Annotated in this window: 17 protein-coding genes; 4 read left to right on the top strand and 13 right to left on the bottom strand. The window is 62.4% G+C overall.

Annotated features, from left to right (window positions below; genetic code table 11):
• Nucleotides 1-143: 143 nt before the first annotated feature.
• The 3 genes from RGV59_RS24605 (at nt 144) to RGV59_RS24595 (ending at nt 3,193) form a co-directional block, all read left to right on the top strand.
• Complete coding sequence (locus RGV59_RS24605; RefSeq protein ID WP_046485032.1) at nt 144-1,508, top strand: MFS transporter; 1,365 nt, start codon at nt 144-146, stop codon at nt 1,506-1,508.
• 70 nt (nt 1,509-1,578) lie between these two features.
• A complete protein-coding gene (locus tag RGV59_RS24600; protein ID WP_017848071.1) occupies nt 1,579-2,709 on the top strand; it encodes an MFS transporter in 1,131 nt (376 codons plus the stop codon).
• 43 nt (nt 2,710-2,752) lie between these two features.
• Entirely contained in the window at nt 2,753-3,193 is a 441-nt protein-coding gene (locus tag RGV59_RS24595; protein ID WP_126585772.1) for an MEKHLA domain-containing protein, read from the top strand.
• Here the strand turns inward: RGV59_RS24595 and RGV59_RS24590 are convergent.
• Together RGV59_RS24590 and RGV59_RS24585 are read right to left on the bottom strand one after the other, a co-directional pair.
• On the bottom strand, nt 3,190-3,711 hold the full coding sequence (locus RGV59_RS24590) for a DUF3087 domain-containing protein (RefSeq protein ID WP_046382904.1): 522 nt from the start codon (nt 3,709-3,711) through the stop codon (nt 3,190-3,192). The two genes, RGV59_RS24595 and RGV59_RS24590, sit on opposite strands and share 4 nt — an antisense overlap.
• A 224-nt stretch (nt 3,712-3,935) precedes the next feature.
• Nucleotides 3,936-4,172, bottom strand: a complete 237-nt coding sequence (locus RGV59_RS24585; protein WP_017848068.1) for a DUF6555 family protein — start codon at nt 4,170-4,172, stop codon at nt 3,936-3,938.
• A 120-nt stretch (nt 4,173-4,292) separates the two neighbouring features.
• On the opposite strand from RGV59_RS24585, the gene RGV59_RS24580 reads away from it, so the two are divergent.
• Nucleotides 4,293-5,117 carry an arylamine N-acetyltransferase family protein gene (locus RGV59_RS24580; RefSeq protein WP_126585733.1) on the top strand — a complete coding sequence of 275 codons (825 nt, stop codon included), beginning with the start codon at nt 4,293-4,295 and terminating at the stop codon, nt 5,115-5,117.
• Between the two features lie 88 nt (nt 5,118-5,205).
• Here RGV59_RS24580 and nuoN read toward each other — a convergent pair whose 3' ends face one another.
• The 11 genes from nuoN to nuoC form a co-directional block, all read right to left on the bottom strand.
• Nucleotides 5,206-6,669 carry an NADH-quinone oxidoreductase subunit NuoN gene (gene nuoN / locus RGV59_RS24575; protein WP_017848066.1) on the bottom strand — a complete coding sequence of 488 codons (1,464 nt, stop codon included), beginning with the start codon at nt 6,667-6,669 and terminating at the stop codon, nt 5,206-5,208.
• A gap of 7 nt (nt 6,670-6,676) precedes the next feature.
• Complete coding sequence (gene nuoM / locus RGV59_RS24570) at nt 6,677-8,209, bottom strand: NADH-quinone oxidoreductase subunit M (protein ID WP_010566880.1); 1,533 nt, start codon at nt 8,207-8,209, stop codon at nt 6,677-6,679.
• Between the two features lie 55 nt (nt 8,210-8,264).
• Nucleotides 8,265-10,118: an NADH-quinone oxidoreductase subunit L gene (gene nuoL / locus RGV59_RS24565; RefSeq protein WP_017848065.1), complete on the bottom strand. Its 1,854-nt coding sequence runs from the start codon at nt 10,116-10,118 to the stop codon at nt 8,265-8,267.
• Entirely contained in the window at nt 10,115-10,423 is a 309-nt protein-coding gene (gene nuoK / locus RGV59_RS24560; RefSeq protein ID WP_026140165.1) for an NADH-quinone oxidoreductase subunit NuoK, read from the bottom strand. The genes nuoL and nuoK overlap by 4 nt, the downstream gene beginning before the upstream one ends.
• Nucleotides 10,424-10,425: 2 nt before the next feature.
• On the bottom strand, nt 10,426-10,929 hold the full coding sequence (gene nuoJ / locus RGV59_RS24555) for an NADH-quinone oxidoreductase subunit J (protein ID WP_046382908.1): 504 nt from the start codon (nt 10,927-10,929) through the stop codon (nt 10,426-10,428).
• A 9-nt stretch (nt 10,930-10,938) separates the two neighbouring features.
• Nucleotides 10,939-11,487: an NADH-quinone oxidoreductase subunit NuoI gene (gene nuoI / locus RGV59_RS24550; protein WP_003174725.1), complete on the bottom strand. Its 549-nt coding sequence runs from the start codon at nt 11,485-11,487 to the stop codon at nt 10,939-10,941.
• Nucleotides 11,488-11,498: 11 nt separating this feature from the next.
• A complete protein-coding gene (gene nuoH / locus RGV59_RS24545; protein ID WP_017848062.1) occupies nt 11,499-12,506 on the bottom strand; it encodes an NADH-quinone oxidoreductase subunit NuoH in 1,008 nt (335 codons plus the stop codon).
• Nucleotides 12,503-15,217: an NADH-quinone oxidoreductase subunit NuoG gene (gene nuoG, locus RGV59_RS24540; protein ID WP_126585732.1), complete on the bottom strand. Its 2,715-nt coding sequence runs from the start codon at nt 15,215-15,217 to the stop codon at nt 12,503-12,505. Before nuoG ends, nuoH begins: the two co-directional genes overlap by 4 nt.
• A gap of 135 nt (nt 15,218-15,352) precedes the next feature.
• On the bottom strand, nt 15,353-16,708 hold the full coding sequence (gene nuoF, locus RGV59_RS24535; RefSeq protein ID WP_017848060.1) for an NADH-quinone oxidoreductase subunit NuoF: 1,356 nt from the start codon (nt 16,706-16,708) through the stop codon (nt 15,353-15,355).
• Nucleotides 16,705-17,202: an NADH-quinone oxidoreductase subunit NuoE gene (nuoE, locus tag RGV59_RS24530; RefSeq protein WP_017848059.1), complete on the bottom strand. Its 498-nt coding sequence runs from the start codon at nt 17,200-17,202 to the stop codon at nt 16,705-16,707. The genes nuoF and nuoE overlap by 4 nt, the downstream gene beginning before the upstream one ends.
• 2 nt (nt 17,203-17,204) lie before the next feature.
• A complete protein-coding gene (nuoC, locus tag RGV59_RS24525; RefSeq protein ID WP_017848058.1) occupies nt 17,205-18,989 on the bottom strand; it encodes an NADH-quinone oxidoreductase subunit C/D in 1,785 nt (594 codons plus the stop codon).
• Between the last annotated feature and the right edge of the window lie 2 nt (nt 18,990-18,991).

Here is an 18,991-nt window from a genome sequence, read left to right as displayed (position 1 = left end):
CGCGCCATCACCGATACGGAGTTGGCGCGTTTTTTTTACGGCTGCAGGCAACATGAAGATGTTGACAGCCAACGCATTGGCGACTGGAAAAAATCGCCGCAGCCCGTAATCTAGAGGCCTTTTGTCACCTGTGCGGGTTGTGCATGTCTTCTGTTGCCGATGGGCTGCCCCTGAATAAACGCCTGCCGGCGGTGATCGCCATTTCCCTGGGCATCGGCATGGCGACCCTGGACACGGCCATCGTCAACACGGCGCTGCCGACCCTGGCCGACGGCATTGGCACCGACTCCGCGTCGGTGATCTGGGTGGTCAACGCCTACCAGTTGGCGATCATTGCCACGGTGTTGCCCTTCGCTTCGCTGAGCGATGTGCTCGGGCACCGTCGGGTGTACCTCGGTGGCTTGTTGCTGTTTATCGTATCGTCGCTGTTTTGCGGGATCGCCGGGTCGCTGGTGACGCTCACGGCGGCGCGGGTGGTGCAGGGGCTCGGTGCGGCCGCGATCATGAGCGTCAACACGGCGTTGCTGCGGCATATCTATCCGTCGCGCATGCTCGGGCGCGGCCTGGGCTATAACTCGCTGGTGGTGGGGCTGGCGTTCACGCTCGGGCCGACGGCGGCGTCGGCGATCCTGTCGGTGGCGAGTTGGCACTGGCTGTACCTGATCAACGTGCCGCTGGGCTTGCTGGCGCTGATGTTGGGCCTGCGCTCATTGCCGGTCATTCCCATGGCCGGGCATGCCTTCGATCGCCTCGCCGCGCTGTTGTGTGCCGGGCTGTTCGCCTTGCTGGTGCTTGGCCTGGGGACGGCGGTGCATGGCGCCCAAGGTGCGTTGACCCTGGGCCTGATCGCGCTGGCGCTGGTCTGCGGCGCGCTGCTGCTGCGCCGCCAGGCCGGGCACCCGGCGCCGATGCTGGCAGTGGACTTGTTCAAGCGCCCGGTGTTTGCGCTGTCTTCGCTCACGGCGATCTGCGCCTTCAGTGCCCAGGGCCTGGCCTTTGTGTCGCTGCCGTTTCTGCTGCAGGCAGTGCTCGGGCACAGCCAGGTGGAGACCGGCTTTCTGATGACGCCCTGGCCTGCGGTGGTGGCGGTGATGGCCTTGGTCGCCGGGCGCCTGGCCGACCGCGTGTCCCTCGGCCTGTTGTGTGGGATCGGCCTGTTGATGCTGAGCGTGGGCATGGCGGCCCTGGCGACGTTGCACAATGATGCGTCGGCGTTCGAGATCGGCTGGCGCATGGCCTTGTGCGGAGCCGGTTTCGGGTTCTTCCAGTCGCCCAACCTCAAGGCATTGATGACCAGCGCGCCCTTGGCCCGCAGCGGCGGGGCCAGTGGCATTGTGGCGATCTCGCGGTTGCTGGGGCAGACGCTGGGAGCGTCGTTGGTGGCGTTGTGTTTTCACTGGTCCCTGGGCAGCGGCCCGCACTACGCGTTGTGGCTGGGCTGTGCGTTTGCGTTGGTGGGCAGTGTGGCCAGCGGCCTGCGGTTGTTGCCGTATGACAAAAAGGTTTAATCGAGCGTTGTAAAAAGCCGTTCGAGAAGGCTACGGTGGCGACCTGAATATTTCGGGATGTTTCAGATTTATGGCAAGCCAGGCCCAACGCACTGCCGACATCACCTCCCGCCGCGCCGCGCTGACCTTGGCTTTATGCCTGCCCAGTGACGTGTTGCTTTATCTGCTGCTGCCCATGGAATCCCAGGCGTTCGGCATCACGCTGGCCCAGGCTGGGGTGCTGCTGGCGGCCAACCGATTGGTGCGGATTTTCGGTTACCGCCACGTGCTCAATTTCTATGCGCGCCACGGCGATCGTCTGACCTGCATGATCGCCGCCGGTGCCGCGACGCTGTGTGCCTTGGGTAACTCGATGCTGTCGGGCTTCGCTGCATTGCTGGGCTTGCGGCTGGTCTGGGGCCTGTGTTTTGCCGCGTTGAATCTGTCGACCCAAGTGCTGGCGACCGCCGAGCCGACGGGTGCCGCACGCCGGGCAGGGCGGTCGCGGGCCTTGATCGCCCTCGGGCCGATGCTCGCATTGCCGCTCGGCGGCTGGCTGACCTTATGGGCCGGACCGCGTCCGATCTTTCTGATTCTCGCTGGATGCTGCCTGCTGGGCTTGTGGATGGCGCGGGGGTTGCCTACTGTCGGCCATGATTTGCACAGCAGTCCGGGGCGCCGTTTCAAGTGGCCCGACAGCGTGGCGCTGTGGTCGTTTATTGAAGGCGTGGCGCTGGATGGGCTGTTTATCTTTGGCCTGTCGATCCAGGCACAGAAGCTTCTCGGGGGCGACGCGGTGTTGATCGCCGGTGCCTTGATGGCCTTGCGTTATGTCTCGGAGATGCTTCTGAGCCCGCTGGGCGGTCGCGCCGCGCAACGCTTCGGCGCCACGTCGATGCTGTTGTTGTTTTCGTTCCTGAGCGCTTTGGCCCTGGCGGCATTCGGCAGTTATTGGGTGATCGTCGGCGCGGCGGCAGTGCTGGTGTTGCGGGCGTTGCAGTTGCCCCTGGTGACGACCTTGGTGGCCGAACGCAACCCCGGTTCGATGCGCGTGTCGGCATTGGCCTCCAACGCGGTATGGCGCGATATCGGCGCCGGCCTCGGGCCGCTGCTGGCGGGGTTGTTGCTGCCGGTCGCCGCGGCCCCTTGGGTGTTTGGCCTGGCGGGCGCCGCGATAGCCATCAGCGCCGTGTTCTGCTGGCGGGCAAAGCGTTCCAACTGACAATGTGAGGTAGTGTGTGACCCGACAAGAAGACTGTGTACGCGTGCTGGATGACGCCTATCGACACTGGACCGGCCAGGGCTTGCCGGCGCCCGAGCATCTGGACGCACAGCAACGCCTGACCTGGCTGCATGCCCATGCGCCCTACAGCCTGCTGGCCCACGATGGCGCGGCAGACCCGCGGTTTAACTACGCCAATGCGTGCGCCTTGGCGTGCTTCAAATACCCGCAGGAGACCTTCATTGGCATGCCGTCACGCTTCAGCGCCTCGGAACTCGACCGCGCCGCGCGCCAGGTGTTATTGGAGCACGTCAGCGCCAACGGCATCGCCCATGGCTACAGCGGCTGGCGGGTGGATGCACATCAGCAGCCGTTCATGATCCATGCCGGTGTGGTGTGGACGTTACTCGATGCCGCCGGCCTGCCGTGTGGGCAGGCGGCGCTGTTCTGGCCGGATGCGCAGCGTATCGGGGTGTTGGCTTAAGCGCCCTTGAAACTGTCCAGCCAGGACGGGTCGAAACGGGTTTGCTCGGTATCGAGCCCCAACGCTTGCATCTTCGCCCTATGTGCCTCGATCTCGCCGACCAACTGCACCTGGGCGCTGGAGTTGGCATCCAGCTCATGCATCTGCGTCAGCCCCAGGTGATAGAACCGCAGCACCTTGAGCGCCGTCGGGTCATTGGCTTGCACGCGGTCGGTGACCTTGTGCATCACGTTGGTCACGCGCATCAGGTTGCGCTTGAGCTGCCAGCCATACACCGCCGGCGCCAGCCATGGCTGGGTCCAGAACGGGCCGCGCACCAGGGCGAGGGTGATCAACACCCCGGCAAACACCCCACCCACGTTGTAGCGAAAGTTGTCGCCGCCGGCTTCGCCAAACAGCATCACCGCCAGGCTCGACAACAGCATCGCCAGGGCCACGAACAACACGGCCACGATCAACGTACTGCGGCGGGTCTGCTGGCGGTAGGTGATGGGGTCGCAGGGTTTGAGTTCGAACATCCGGGGAAAATCTCCTTGGCGTTTGTAGGGGATAGGGCAGGGCGGCATCTTCTCATGCTTGGCGATGGGGTGTGCGGTAAACACGTTGAGCGAAGGCGTGTGGGGCGTTCTCTATGATCGATTACAAGCAGCCCCGGCCCGGATCGCACACGCAATGCCCCGAAAGAGCGTGAGCAACCAAATGCTGTCGAAAAAAAAGCCCCGTCGTTGAACGGGGCGTTTGTTTATTTGGGCGGTGCCCAGTTGACGTCGGTGATGCCGTACTTCTCGGCCCAGGGCCGGGTGGTTTTTTTCACCTGTTCGTGGCCGACCCGACCGATGCGGCTGACATGCGCAATATCGGCATCAACGGCCGCCCAGTGCCAGGCCTCGGCGTTATTCATCACTTCGGCACGCACCACGAAAGACTTCGGTTGACCGTGCAGTTGATAGGTAATGGTGTAGATTTTTGCGCTACTCATGTTGCCTCCCTGTCTTGTTATAGATGGATAGGAAAGCGTTTAAAAAGGTTCATTCGAAATGACAAATTGCCGGTCCGGGCGGCATAGTGGGGCCTTCGCCACGCGCCCAAGGATCGCGTCATGTCCCGCCTGACCCAAAGCCACCTGTACCTGCAACGCCTGGGCTACGCTGCGCCGCCGCCGCCGACCCTGCAAACCTTGCGGGACCTGCAATTGCGGCATGTGTGTACGTTCGCCTTTGAAAGCCTGTCGACCCTGCTGCGCTTGCCGGTGCCGATCGACCTGCCCAGCGTCGAACAAAAAGTCTTGCTCGATGGACGCGGCGGGTATTGCTATGAACTGAACCAACTGTTCCTGGAACTGCTGCAGGAGCTGGGCTTCGACGCACGCGGCATCACCGGACGGGTCGTGATGGGCGGGCCACCGGATGCACACACCGCGCGTACCCATCGCCTGAGCCTCGTGACGGTGGACGGTGTGCGCTATATCTGCGACGTCGGCTTTGGCGGCATGGTGCCGAGCAGCCCGTTGCTGCTGGACAGCGAAGCGATCCAGGCCACCGCCCACGAACCCTTTCGGCTGACCGTTAAGCACGGCAGCTACACCCTGTGGGCCGAGGTCGGCGGGGAGTGGCGTGGCTTGTATGTGTTCGACCTGCAGGTGCAGGCAGACATCGATTATGAAATCGGCAACTGGTACGTCTCCACCCACGCGGACTCGCCGTTTCTCGGTCAGTTGAAAGTGGCACTGCTCGCGCCGGGTAAGCGTCACACCTTGAACAACGGCCACTACGCGATGCACTCCCTGGACGGTCCCAGCGAAAAACGCGCGATAGCCAGTGCCGATGAATTGCTTGATGTGCTGCGCGGCACCTTTGGCCTTCGCTTACCGGTGCATCAGCGGCTTCGCGAAACGCTCGATGGTTTAGTGTCGGCCAATCTTTAGACGCATTGAGGCCGCATCTTCTCTGGCCCATAAACGCAAAAACGGCACCCGAAGGTGCCGTTTCTGTTTACTGCGTACCGCTAAGCGATCAAACGCCCAGTACCGCGTGCTGCACCAAAGTGAGCAACGGTTGTGGGTACACGCCGAGGAAGAAGGCGAGCACGGCGATGGCCAGCAGCATCACGCCACCGGCTTTCTGTTCCCAGTGCAGCTCGGCATCCACACGACGCAGGTTTGGCTCGATCAGGTACAGGGTGACCATCACGCGCAGGTAGTAGAACACGCCGATGGCGCTACCCAGGATGAGCGAGGCAACCAGCCACCATTGATGCGCTTCAACGCCGGTCGCGATGATGTAGAACTTGCCGATAAAGCCCGCAGTCAGCGGGATACCGGCCAGGGACAGCATCATCAGGGTCAACACGGCGGTCAGGTACGGACGGCGCCAGAACAGGCCGCGGTATTCGTACAGGGCGTCGGCGTCACGGCCTTTGTAAGGCGAGGACATCAGGGTGATAACACCGAAGGCGCCGAGGCTGGTGATCACGTAGGTGACCAGATACACGCCGATCGCTTCCAGGGCCAGGCCTTTGCTCGCCACCAGGGCGATCAGCAGGTAGCCGAAGTGGGCGATGGACGAGTAACCCAGCAGACGCTTGAGGTTGTTCTGGGTCAGCGCCAGCAGGTTACCGAACAGGATCGAGGCAACGGCGATCACGCTCAGTACGTCGCTCAACACGCCGGTGTTGGCCGCTGGGGAGATCTGGAACAGACGCACCACCACCGCAAACACCGCAACTTTCGTCGCCGTGGCCAGGAACGCGGCCACCGGCGCCGGAGCGCCTTCGTACACGTCCGGTGTCCACAGGTGGAAGGGCACCAGCGACAGTTTGAAAGCCAGGCCGATCAGCATCATCGCCAGGCCCAGTTGGGCGATCGGCGCAGGCATGCTGGTGGCCGCCAGGGCGTGGCCGATACCGGTGAAGCTCAGGCTGCCGGCTTCGGCGTAGAGCAGGGCCATACCGAACAACAGGAACGCGGAACCGGCGGCCGACAGCACCATGTACTTGATGCCGGCTTCCAGGGAACGCTTGTTGAAGAAGGCGTAGGCCACCAGGCCGTAGGTCGGGATCGACAGCAGTTCCAGGCCAATGAACAAGCCAGCCAGGTGCTGCGCGCTGACCAGCACGATGCCGCCGGCCGCAGCCAGCAGGATCAGCAGGTACAGCTCTTCGCGGTTGCCCGGGTAGCCGGTGCCGCCTTCGCCGAGGTAGGCGTGGGCGAGGGTGACGCAGGCCAGGGTGGCGACGAGGATCAACGCGATATACAGCAGCGCGAAGTCATCGATCATCATCAGCGGGGTCACCGCCAGGGGCGCGACCTTGAGTGCCGGGATGATCGACAGCAAGGCCAGGTTCAAACCCGCACAGGACAGCAGGAAGGTTTGCGCATGATTGCGACGCCAGGCGATCGACAGCATCACCACCACAATGGTGAGGCTGGTGATCAGCAGCGGCGCAAGCGCGATAAAGTGTTGGATCGTGAATTCCATAGCGCTCTTACCGGGCCGAAGCGAGTTGAGAGAAGGCGGTGCCGAACCACTGCTGCACGCCATGCATCGTTGCGGCAGAAGTGTCCAGGAACGGTTGCGGGTACACGCCGATGTAGATCAGCAGGACCGCCATACCGAGCACCATGATCAGTTCGCGAGCATCCATCCCGCGCAGGACGGTGTCGGACTTGGCCGGACCGAAGTACGCGCGGTGGATCATGATCAGCGAGTAGACCGAGCCGAATACCAGGCCGGAAGTGGCGATGGCGCTGATCCACGGTGTCTGCACGAAGGTCCCCATCAGGATCAGGAACTCGCCGATGAAGTTACCGGTGCCCGGCAAACCCAGGGACGCGGCGGCAAAGAACAGGCTGATCGCCGGCAGGTAGGCGATGCGCGACCACACGCCACCCATCTCACGCATGTCACGGGTGTGCAGGCGCTCGTACAACTGACCACTGAGGATAAACAGTGCGGCGGCTGAAACACCGTGCGCCAACATCTGGATCACGGCGCCTTGCAACGCCACCTGGCTGCCGGAGTAGATACCGATCAGTACGAAACCCATGTGGGAAACGGACGAGAAGGCAACCAGACGCTTGATGTCGGTTTGCGCGAAGGCCAGGAACGCACCGTAGAAGATCCCGATCAGACCCAGGGTCATGGCGATCGGCGCGAACTCGGCCGAGGCATTCGGGAACAGCGGCAGGGCGAAACGCAGCAGGCCGTAGGCCGCCGTCTTCAGCAGGATACCGGCCAGGTCCACGGAACCGGCGGTCGGCGCCTGGGCGTGGGCATCCGGCAGCCAGGAGTGGAACGGCACCACCGGCAGCTTCACCGCGAAGGCGATGAAGAAGCCCAGCATCAGGATGTACTCGGTGGTCAGGGACATCTTGGTTTTCAACAGATCGGCGTAGTTGAAGGTAATCACGCCCGTGCTGTTGAAGTTGACCAAGACCAGACCGAGGATCGCCACCAACATGATCAGGCCGGAAGCCTGGGTGAAGATGAAGAACTTGGTCGCCGCGTAGATCCGGGTTTTCTTGCCGTCCGAAGAACTATGACCCCAGAGCGCGATGAGGAAGTACATCGGCACCAGCATCATTTCCCAGAAGAAGAAGAACATGAACAGGTCGAGGGCGAGGAACACGCCGACCACGCCGCCCAGGATCCACATCAGGTTCAGGTGGAAGAAGCCCACGTGACGCTGGATCTCTTTCCAGGAGCAGAGTACCGAGAGGACACCCAGCAGGCCGGTCAGCAGGATCATCAGCAACGACAGGCCGTCGAGGGCCAGGTGTACGTTGATGCCGAAGCGCTGGATCCAGACGTGCTTGAACTCAAGCGCCCAGGTCGGATCGGCGCCAGGCGCCGGAGCAAATGAATAGTCGCCATGGGCCCACAGCCAGAGGCCGAGCGCGAGTTCCAGGGACATGGTCAGCAACGCAATCCAGCGGGGGAGGGTGGCGCCGAAGCGTTCACCCATCCAGCAGAGCAGGCCGCCGATAAAGGGGATCAGGATTAGCCAGGGCAGAATCATGACGGGCTCGTTTCCTTTCGCAAGTTCGCAAAGTTCGCAATGTACTTAGACATGGTCAGACCGCTACCACAACGATGGCGCCGATCACCAGAACGGCACCGGCCGCCATGGAAGCTGCATACCAACGTAATTGGCCAGTCTCGCTGCGGCTCAGGGCGGTGTGGCTAGCCTTGGCGGCACGCGGGATCAAACCGATGGTCTGGTCGAGCGGGTCTTTGCGCAGTACGTGGCTGATCGCAAGGTAAGGCTTGACGAACAGTTTGTCGTAGATCCAGTCGAAGCCCCAGGCGGCGAACCACCAGGCCGAAAGGAAACGGCCGATGCCACTGTTGGCGACGGCAGTGACGAAGCGACGCTTGCCGAGGAACAGCAGGGCCGCCAGCAGGATACCCGCGATGGCAATGGCGCCCGAGGCGATTTCCAGGCTGTGCTGGGCTTCGCCGCCGGCATGGCCGACGCTTTCCGGCAGTACGCCGGCCAGTGGCGGGGTGATCATGGCGCCGATGAAGGTCGACAGGATGATCAGCACCGACAGTGGCAGCCAATGGGAGATGCCGTGGCCTGCGTGTGCTTCGGTCTTGGCTTCACCGTGGAAGGTGATGAAGATCAGGCGGAAGGTGTACAGCGAGGTCATGAACGCACCCACCAGGCCTGCGTAGAGCAGGTTCTGGTTACCGCTGGCAAAGGCTTCCCAGAGGATTTCGTCTTTCGAGTAGAAACCGGCGGTCACCAATGGCAGGGCTGCGAGTGCGGCACCACCGACGATGAAGCTGGCGTAGGCCAGTGGCAGTTTCTTCCACAGGCCGCCCATCTTGAAGATGTTCTGCTCGTGGTGGCAGGCGACGATCACCGCACCGGAGGCGAGGAACAGCAGGGCCTTGAAGAACGCGTGGGTCATCAGGTGGAAGATCGCCGCGTCCCAGGCGCCGACGCCCAGGGCCAGGAACATGTAGCCGATCTGGCTCATGGTCGAGTAGGCGAGGATACGCTTGATGTCGGTCTGCACCAGCGCGGCGAAGCCGGCCAGTACCAGGGTCACGCCGCCGACCACGCCCACCAGGTGCAGGACGTCCGGCGCCAGGGTGAACAGGCCGTGGGTACGGGCGATCAGGTAGACACCCGCGGTCACCATCGTTGCGGCGTGGATCAGTGCCGAAACAGGTGTCGGGCCGGCCATTGCATCCGCCAGCCAGGTTTGCAGCGGCAGTTGCGCGGATTTACCGACAGCGCCGCCCAGCAGCATCAGGGTCGCCAGGGTGATCCAGAAGTCGCCGACCTGGAATTTCTGCGGTGCCAGCACCAGCAGTTCCTGGATGTTCAGCGTGCCCACCTGTTGGAACAGGATGAACAGGCCGATGGCCATGAACACGTCGCCGATCCGGGTCACGATAAAGGCCTTGAGTGCCGCGTTACCGTTGTTGCGGTTGCTGTAGTAGAAACCGATCAACAGGTACGAGCACAGGCCCACGCCTTCCCAGCCGAAGTACAGGAACAACAGGTTATCGCCCAGCACCAGGAACAGCATGCTGGCGATAAACAGGTTGGTGTACGCGAAGAAGCGCGAGTAACCGGCTTCACCGCGCATGTACCAGGACGCGAACAGGTGGATCAGGAAACCTACACCCACCACCACGCCGAGCATGGTGATCGACAGGCCGTCGACGTAGAGGGCGAAGTTGGGCTTGAAGCCCTCCACCGACATCCACTGCCACAACACCAGGGTGTAGTGGCCGCCTTCCGGCGGCGCGACGTTGAATTGCCAGATGACGTAGGCGGCGACAATCGCCGACAGGCCGATGGAGCCCACGCCGACCAGGGCCGAGAGGTTTTCCGACCAGCGTCCGCGAGAGAACGACAGCAGCAGGAAACCGATCAGGGGAAATACGAAAGTCAGAAAGATCATGTTCATCCGCGCATCTCACTGGCAGCGTCGATATCAAGCGTGTGGAAGCGACGATACAGTTGCAGCAGGATCGCCAGGCCAATACTGGCCTCGGCGGCTGCCAGGCTGATCACCAGGATGAACATGACTTGTCCATCCGGCTGGCCCCAACGGCTACCTGCCACGATGAATGCCAGTGCCGCAGCGTTCATCATGACTTCCAGGCTCATCAACACGAACAAAATGTTACGGCGAACCATCAGGCCGACCAGGCCAAGGCAGAACAGGATGCCGGCGACCGCCAGACCATGCTCCAAAGGGATAGCAGGCATCATCATTGCTCCTTGGCTTCGTTACGGCCCAAGTGGAAGGCGGTGATGACTGCGGCGAGCAGCAGCATCGAAGCCAGTTCGACCACCAGCAGATACGGGCCGAACAGGCTGACGCCCACGGCCTTCGCGTCAACGGTGGTGTGGCCGATGGCCTGGCCGCTCTGGTGAGCGAACAGGACATACAGCAGTTCAGCCAGCAGCAGCGCGGCGAGGACCACCGGGCCGAGCCAGATGCCCGGCTTGAGCCAGACGCGTTCCTGGGCGACCGAGGCCGGCCCGAGGTTGAGCATCATCACCACAAACACGAACAGCACCATGATGGCGCCAGCGTAGGCGATCACTTCCAGTACACCGGCGAACGGTGCGCCGAGGCTGAAAAAGGTCATGGCCACGGCGATCAGCGAAATGATCAGGTAGAGCAGGGCGTGCACGGGGTTGGTGTTGGTGACCACGCGAAGCGTGGACACCACTGCAATACCCGATGCGAAATAGAAAGCGAATTCCATCTTTCTTCCTTAAGGCAGCAAGCTCTTCACGTTGATCGGCTCGGCTTCGTTTTGTGCGGCGCCTTTCGGCTTACCGGCAACGGCCATACCTGCAACACGATAGAAGTTGTAATCAGGGTTTTTACCGGGACCAGAGATCAGCAGATCTTCTTTCTCGTACACCAGGTCCTGACGTTTGAACTCGGCCATCTCGAAATCCGGTGTGAGCTGGATCGCGGTGGTCGGGCAAGCTTCCTCGCAGAGGCCGCAAAAAATGCAGCGCGAGAAGTTGATGCGGAAGAAGTCCGGGTACCAGCGACCGTCTTCGGTTTCAGCTTTCTGCAGGGAGATGCAACCCACCGGGCACGCCACGGCGCACAGGTTGCAGGCTACGCAACGCTCTTCGCCATCGGGGTCGCGGGTCAGTACGATGCGGCCGCGATAGCGCGGCGGCAGGTACACCGCTTCTTCCGGGTATTGCAGGGTGTCGCGTTTGCGAAAGCCGTGACCGAACACCATCACCAGGCTTCGCAACTGGGTACCGGTACCCTTAACGATGTCGCCAATATATTTGAACATGGGTCAAATCCTCACTGAACCGCGCCCGCGGGCGTGTTCAACAACACAACGGCAGCAGTCACCAGCAAATTGATCAGGGTCAGCGGCAGGCAGAAGCGCCAGCTGAAATCCATCACCTGGTCATACCGTGGACGCGGAATGGAAGCGCGCAGCAGGATAAACAGCATGATGAAGAACGCGGTCTTCAGTAAGAACCAGAAGATCGCCAGCTGCGGCAGGATGCCGAACGGACCGTGCCAGCCGCCGAAGAACAGCGTGACCAGCAGGGCCGAGATCAAGATGATGCCGATGTACTCACCGACGAAGAACATGCCCCATTTCATGCCGGCATATTCAATGTGGTAACCGTCGGCCAGTTCCTGTTCCGCTTCCGGTTGGTCGAACGGGTGACGGTGAGTCACGGCGACGCCAGCGATGAAGAACGTACAGAAGCCAAAGAACTGCGGAATGATGAACCACAGGTTCTGCGCCTGGTACTCGACGATGTCGCGCATGTTGAACGAGCCGACCTGCACCACGATGCCCATCAGCGCGAGGCCCATGAACACTTCGTAGGACACGGTCTGGGCCGAGGCCCGCAAGCTGCCCAGCAGGGCGAACTTGTTGTTACTGGCCCAGCCGGCGAACAGCACCGCGTAGACCGACAAGCCGGCCATGGCGAAGAAGAACAGCAAGCCGATGTTCAGGTCCGCCACGCCCCAGGTCGGGGTGATCGGGATGATCGAGAAGGCGATCAGCAAGGCGCTCATGGCCACGACCGGTGCCAGGGTGAAGATCACCTTGTCGGCAAACGGCGGGGTCCAGTCTTCCTTGAAGAACATTTTCAGCATGTCGGCAGCGATCTGGAACATGCCGAACGGGCCAACGCGGTTCGGACCGTAACGGTCCTGCCACCAGCCCAGCAGGCGACGTTCGACGAAGCTGAGCAGGGCGCCCGCCACGACCACGGCCAACAGGATCACGATGGCCTTGACGACCGCAATGATCACATCGATGACTTCAGGGGTGAACCAGGTCATTGCGCTGCCTCCTGCAGACCGTCAACGGTTTGGCCAAAGATCGACGGTGGAATACCGGCGATGCCTTTTGGCAGTGCAACCAGGCCGGCACCCAACTCGTCGTTGATGCGCAGCGGCAGACGCAGGGTCTTGCCAGCGACGTTCAGACTGAGCAGGGCACCATCGTTGACGCCGAGACGGTCGGCTTCGGACTTGGCCAGGGACACGTAGGCAGCCGGGATGCGTTCTTGAACCGGTGCGGCTTTGGACGAGGTCTCGTCGCTGCCGAACAGGTGGAAGAACGGCACAACCTGCCAGGTGCCCTGGGCCGGGTTGAACGGACGCGGTACGGCGGCGAACCAGTTCAACGCATCGCCCTGGGGTTCGATCAGGCGGGTGCCCGGGTCGCCAGCGCGGATGTGACCACCGACTTCGTCCTGGAACTTGTTCCAGGCCTGCGGCGAGTTCCAGCCCGGCGACCAGGCAAATGGCACTTGCTGACGCGGCTCGACCGAACCCGAGTAACCTTCCATGGAGAAGGCGAACGCGGTGTCGTTGTCTTGCGGAGTACGCGGTTCATGCACGCTGATGTCGGCCCGCATGGCGGTACGACCGGAGTAGCGCAGCGGTTCACGGGCGAGTTTCATGCCCTTGATGCGGAACGCGGCGGACGGTGCAGCGTCGACGATACGCGCCAGTTGCGGGGCGCTCGCCGCGACGGCTGCGGTGACGTGGTCGAGTTGGGTCCAGTCGATCGGCTGATTAAGCAGAGTCGAGCGCAGGGCATGCAGCCAGCGCCAGCCTTCGTGAACCAGGATGCTGGCGTCCATGTACTTCGGATCGAACACCTGGAAGAAGCGCTGGGCGCGGCCTTCCTGGCTGACCAGGGTACCGTCGCCTTCGGCGAAGGTCGCGGCCGGCAATACCAGGTCGGCACGCTCGCTGGTAGCGGTCTTCTGGTGGTCGGCGACGATCAGCACTTTGGCGGCGTTCAGCGCGGCGTCGACCTTGGCCGAATCCGTGCGGGTGTACAGGTCGTTTTCCAGCACTACCAGGGCGTCGGCTTTGCCGTCGATCACGGCTTGCAGGGCGCTGTCGACGGACTCGCCACCGAGCATGGCCAGGCCGAGGCTGTTGGCTTCCGGCACGATCAGGCTGATGGAACCGTTCTTCTCGCGCAGCTTCAAGGCCTTGGCGATGTTGGCCGCCGCTTCGATCAGCGCTTTGGAACCCAGCGAGGTGCCGGCGATGATCAGTGGGCGCTTGGCCGCCAGCAGGGCGTCGGCGATGCGTTGGGCAAGTGCCATTGCTTCAGCGTCCAGGCCTTCGACGGCCGGCGCACTGGCGTCAAGGGCGTGGGCCACGGCGAAACCGAGGCGGGCCAGGTCATCTGGCGCTGCGTGTACGCATTCTTCGGCGATGTCGTCGAGCTTGGTTTCGGCCAGGCTGGCGATAAACAGCGGGTTCAGCGCGTGCTGGCCGATGTTTTTCACCGCGGCGTCGAGCCAAGGCTGTACGCGCATGGCGTCGGCCATGGCTTCGGCCTTGCCTTTGACCGACTGGCGCAGCGACAGGGCCATACGTGCGGCGGTCTGGGTGAGGTCTTCACCGAGCACGAAGATCGCATCGTGGTCTTCGATGTCGCGCATGTTCGGCACTGGCAGCGGGCTGTCGTTCAGCACTTGCAGGACCAGGCGGATGCGCTCCAGTTCAGCGGCTTCGATACCGCAGTAGAAGTGCTCGGCGCCGACCAGTTCGCGCAACGCGTAGTTGCTTTCGAGGCTGGCACGCGGCGAACCGATGCCGACGATGTTGCGACCGCGCAGCAGGTCGGCGGCTTTATCCAGGGCTTCGTCGGTGTTCAGCTTCGCGCCGCTGGCCAGCAGTGGCTGGCGTGGGCGGTCTTCGCGGTTGACGTAGCCATAGCCGAAACGGCCACGGTCGCACAGGAAGTACTGGTTGACCGAACCGTTGAAACGGTTTTCGATGCGACGCAGTTCGCCGTAGCGCTCGCCCGGGGAGATGTTGCAACCGCTGGAGCAGCCATGGCAGATGCTCGGGGCGAACTGCATGTCCCACTTGCGGTTGTAGCGCTCGGAGTGCGTCTTGTCGGTGAACACACCGGTCGGGCAGACCTCGGTGAGGTTGCCGGAGAATTCGCTTTCCAGTACGCCGTCTTCAACGCGACCGAAGTACACGTTGTCGTGGGCGCCGAAGACGCCGAGGTCGGTGCCGCCCGCGTAGTCTTTATAGAAGCGCACGCAGCGGTAGCAGGCGATGCAGCGGTTCATTTCGTGGGAAATGAACGGGCCCAGTTCCTGGTTCTGGTGGGTGCGCTTGGTGAAGCGATAGCGGCGCTCGTTGTGGCCGGTCATCACCGTCATGTCTTGCAGGTGGCAGTGGCCGCCTTCCTCACAGACCGGGCAGTCGTGAGGGTGGTTGGTCATCAGCCATTCGACGACACTGGCGCGGAACGCCTTGGATTCTTCATCGTCGATGGAGATCCAGGTGTTGTCGGTGGCTGGGGTCATGCAGGACATGACGATGCGACCACGGGTGTCGTTCTCGTCGGTGTACTGCTTGACCGCACACTGGCGACAGGCACCGACGCTACCAAGAGCGGGGTGCCAGCAGAAATAAGGGATGTCGAGGCCTAGTGACAGACACGCCTGTAACAGGTTGTCTGCCCCGTCGACTTCGAGCGCTTTGCCGTCTACGTGGATAGTGGCCATGGTTCAAAGATCTTCGTTGGCCCGTTGTCAGCGGGCGTGGCTAATGGAATCTTGTTATTCATGTGCATCAACACAGCCTTGACGGCGTCAGCACATGACGAGGCGAAGGGCACGGACCCTTCGCCTGTTTAAGCGTTACGCGCCGACTACGATCGGCCTCGCCAGAGGCGGGACGGCGGCGCTGGTAGGCGCGATGCCGGCTTCGAACTCCGAGCGGAAATATTTGATTGCGCTGCCCAATGGCTCCACGGCGCCCGGTGCGTGAGCACAGAAGGTCTTGCCTGGGCCGAGGAAACCGACCAGCCCCAGCAGGGTTTCGATGTCACCCTCGCGGCCTTCGCCTTTTTCCAGCGCCATCAGCAGCTTGACGCTCCACGGCAGACCGTCGCGGCACGGGGTGCAGAAACCGCAGGATTCACGGGCAAAGAACTGCTCCATGTTGCGCAGCAGCGAGACCATGTTCACGGTGTTGTCCACCGCCATCGCCAGGCCAGTACCCATCCGGGTGCCCACCTTGCCGATGCCGCCGGCATACATCTGTGCGTCGAGGTGCTCGGGGAGCAGGAAGCCGGTACCGGCGCCGCCTGGCTGCCAGGCCTTGAGGGTGTAGCCGTCGCGCATGCCGCCGGCGTAGTCCTCGAACAGTTCGCGCGCGGTCACGCCGAACGGCAGTTCCCACAAGCCAGGGTTCTTGACCTTGCCGGAGAAGCCCATGAGCTTGGTGCCCATGTCTTCACTGCCTTCGCGGGCCAACGATTTGTACCAGTCCACGCCGTCGGCAATGATCGCCGGCACGTTGCACAGGGTTTCGACGTTGTTCACGCAGGTCGGCTTGCCCCACACGCCGACGGCGGCAGGGAAGGGCGGCTTGGAGCGCGGGTTGGCGCGGCGGCCTTCGAGGGAGTTGATCAGTGCGGTTTCTTCACCGCAGATATAACGCCCGGCGCCGGTGTGTACGAACAGTTCGAAGTCGAAACCCGAACCGAGGATGTTCTTGCCCAGCAGGCCCGCAGCCTTGGCTTCTTGCACGGCACGGTTGAGGTGCTTGGCGGCGGTGGTGTATTCGCCACGCAGGAAGATGTAGCCGCGGTAGGTTTTCAGCGCGCGGGCGCTGATCAGCATGCCTTCGATCAGCAGATGGGGCAGTTGCTCCATCAGCATGCGGTCTTTCCAGGTGTTTGGCTCCATTTCATCCGCGTTGCACAGCAGGTAGCGGATGTTGATGGATTCGTCTTTGGGCATCAGGCCCCACTTCACGCCAGTGGGGAAGCCTGCGCCGCCGCGGCCCTTGAGGCCGGCGTCCTTCACGGTCTGGACGATATCGTCCTGGGCCATGTCGGCGAAGGCTTTGCGCGCAGCGGCGTAACCGTTCTTGGCCTGGTACTCCTCGAGCCATACCGGCTCGGCATCGTCACGCAGGCGCCAGGTCAGCGGGTGAGTCTCGGGCGACCGCTTGATGCGGTTGGCCGGGCCGAAGGAAGTCAGGGTCATGGGTAGCCCTCGAGCAATTGGGTCACGCCAGCAGGCTGCACGTCACCGAATGTGTCGTCGTCGATCATCAACGCCGGCGCCTTGTCGCAGTTGCCCAGGCAGCACACCGGCAGCAGCGTGAAGCGGCCGTCCGGGGTGGTCTGGCCGAGGCCGATGCCAAGCTTGTTCTGGATCTCGCTGACCACCGACTCGTGACCACCGATGTAGCAGACCATGCTGTCGCATACGCGAATGATGTGGCGGCCCACCGGCTGGCGGAAGATCTGGCTGTAGAACGTGGCCACGCCTTCAACGTCGCTGGCGGGGATGCCGAGGATCTCGCCGATGGCGTAGAGAGCGCCGTCCGGCACCCAGCCACGTTCCTTCTGGACGATCTTCAAGGCTTCGATCGACGCCGCGCGCGGGTCTTCGTAGTGATGCAGCTCGTGCTCGATGGCCGAGCGCTCGGTTTCACTCAAGGTGAAACGGTCTGTCTGGATAAGCGTGTTATTCATGCTTAGCGGTCCACGTCGGCCATAACGAAATCGATACTACCCAGGTACGCAATCAAGTCCGCGACCATCTCGCCTTTGATCACCGAAGGGATCTGCTGCAAGTGCGGGAAGCTTGGAGTACGAATCCGGGTGCGGTAGCTCATGGTGCCGCCATCGCTCGTCAGGTAATAACTGTTGATACCCTTGGTCGCTTCGATCATCTGGAAGGATTCGTTGGCCGGCATCACCGGGCCCCACGAAACTTGCAGGAAGTGCGTGATCAGGGTTTCGATGTGCTGCAGCGTGCGCTCTTTCGGCGGCGGCGTGGTCAGCGGGTGATCCGCCTTGTACGGGCCGGCCGGCATGTTGCGCAGGCACTGGTCGATGATCTTGATGCTCTGGCGCATCTCTTCGACGCGGACCATGCAGCGGTCATAGGCATCGCCGTTCGCAGCCAGCGGTACTTCGAATTCGAAGTTCTCATAGCCGGAGTACGGACGGGCCTTGCGCAGGTCGAAATCGCAACCGGTGGAACGCAGGCCGGCACCGGTGACGCCCCATTCCAGGGCCTCTTTGGTGTTGTAGGCGGCGACGCCGATGGTCCGACCCTTGAGGATGCTGTTGTCCAGGGCGGCCTTGGTGTATTCGTCGAGACGCTTGGGCAGCCAGTCGACGAATTCCTTGACCAGCTTTTCCCAGCCGCGCGGCAGGTCGTGGGCCACACCGCCGATGCGGTACCAGGCCGGGTGCAGGCGGAAACCGGTGATGGCTTCGATGACTTTGTAGGCGCGCTGACGGTCGGTGAAGGTGAAGAACACCGGAGTCATGGCGCCGACGTCCTGGATGTAGGTCCCCAGGAACAGCAGGTGGCTGGTGATCCGGAAGAACTCGGCCATCATGACGCGGATGGTGTCGACGCGGTCGGGCACCTTGATGCCGGCCAGCTTCTCGACCGAGAGCACGTAAGGCAGGTTGTTCATCACGCCGCCGAGGTAGTCGATACGGTCGGTGTACGGGATGAAGCTGTGCCAGGACTGGCGCTCGGCCATCTTCTCGGCACCACGGTGGTGGTAGCCGATGTCCGGCACGCAGTCGACGATTTCTTCGCCGTCCAGCTGCAGGATGATACGGAAGGCACCGTGCGCCGAAGGGTGGTTCGGGCCCAGGTTGAGGAACATGTAGTCCTCGTTGGTGCCGGAACGCTTCATGCCCCAGTCTTCCGGACGGAAGCGTGCGGCTTCTTCTTCCAGTTGCTGTTTGGCCAGGGTCAGGCTGAACGGGTCGAATTCGGTGGCGCGGGCAGGGTAGTCCTTGCGCAGCGGGTGACCTTCCCAGGTCGGCGGCATCATGATGCGCGACAGGTGCGGGTGGCCCGGGAAGTCGATACCGAACATGTCCCAGACTTCACGCTCGTACCAGCTGGCGTTGGGCCAGATGCCGGTGACGGTCGGCACGCTCAGGTCGCTTTCGGAGAGGGCGACCTTGATCATCACGTCGCTGTTACGTTCGATCGACAGCAGGTGATAGAACACGGTGAAGTCGACGCCGCTCGGCAGCCCCTGGCGCTTGGTGCGCAGACGCTCGTCCACGCCATGCAGGTCATAGAGCATGACGTACGGCTTGGGCAGGTTGCGCAGGAAGGTCAGGACTTCGACGAGCTTGGCGCGCGCCACCCACAGCACCGGCATGCCGGTACGTGTGGCCTGGGCGGTGAAGGCGTCAGGGCCAAAACGGTTATTGAGTTCGACGACCACATCCTGGTCGTCTGCCTTATAAGGCGGGATGTACAGAGCACTGCCTGTAGTCATGG

The sequence above is a fragment of the Pseudomonas sp. FG1 genome, from assembly GCF_034313875.1.
Classification (GTDB): domain Bacteria; phylum Pseudomonadota; class Gammaproteobacteria; order Pseudomonadales; family Pseudomonadaceae; genus Aquipseudomonas; species Aquipseudomonas veronii.
The sequence above is the reverse complement of the archived record's forward strand: the minus strand, read 5'-3'. Positions and strand labels throughout refer to the sequence as shown.

Coding starts and splice junctions, on each gene's coding strand:
- RGV59_RS24605 (WP_046485032.1), top strand. CDS start 144: ATGTCTTCTGTTGCCGATGGGCTGCCCCTGAATAAACGCCTGCCGGCG.
- RGV59_RS24600 (WP_017848071.1), top strand. CDS start 1,579: ATGGCAAGCCAGGCCCAACGCACTGCCGACATCACCTCCCGCCGCGCC.
- RGV59_RS24590 (WP_046382904.1), bottom strand. CDS start 3,711: ATGTTCGAACTCAAACCCTGCGACCCCATCACCTACCGCCAGCAGACC.
- RGV59_RS24585 (WP_017848068.1), bottom strand. CDS start 4,172: ATGAGTAGCGCAAAAATCTACACCATTACCTATCAACTGCACGGTCAA.
- RGV59_RS24580 (WP_126585733.1), top strand. CDS start 4,293: ATGTCCCGCCTGACCCAAAGCCACCTGTACCTGCAACGCCTGGGCTAC.
- nuoN (WP_017848066.1), bottom strand. CDS start 6,669: ATGGAATTCACGATCCAACACTTTATCGCGCTTGCGCCGCTGCTGATC.
- nuoM (WP_010566880.1), bottom strand. CDS start 8,209: ATGATTCTGCCCTGGCTAATCCTGATCCCCTTTATCGGCGGCCTGCTC.
- nuoL (WP_017848065.1), bottom strand. CDS start 10,118: ATGAACATGATCTTTCTGACTTTCGTATTTCCCCTGATCGGTTTCCTG.
- nuoK (WP_026140165.1), bottom strand. CDS start 10,423: ATGCCTGCTATCCCTTTGGAGCATGGTCTGGCGGTCGCCGGCATCCTG.
- nuoJ (WP_046382908.1), bottom strand. CDS start 10,929: ATGGAATTCGCTTTCTATTTCGCATCGGGTATTGCAGTGGTGTCCACG.
- nuoI (WP_003174725.1), bottom strand. CDS start 11,487: ATGTTCAAATATATTGGCGACATCGTTAAGGGTACCGGTACCCAGTTG.
- nuoH (WP_017848062.1), bottom strand. CDS start 12,506: ATGACCTGGTTCACCCCTGAAGTCATCGATGTGATCATTGCGGTCGTC.
- nuoG (WP_126585732.1), bottom strand. CDS start 15,217: ATGGCCACTATCCACGTAGACGGCAAAGCGCTCGAAGTCGACGGGGCA.
- nuoF (WP_017848060.1), bottom strand. CDS start 16,708: ATGACCCTGACTTCCTTCGGCCCGGCCAACCGCATCAAGCGGTCGCCC.
- nuoE (WP_017848059.1), bottom strand. CDS start 17,202: ATGAATAACACGCTTATCCAGACAGACCGTTTCACCTTGAGTGAAACC.
- nuoC (WP_017848058.1), bottom strand. CDS start 18,989: ATGACTACAGGCAGTGCTCTGTACATCCCGCCTTATAAGGCAGACGAC.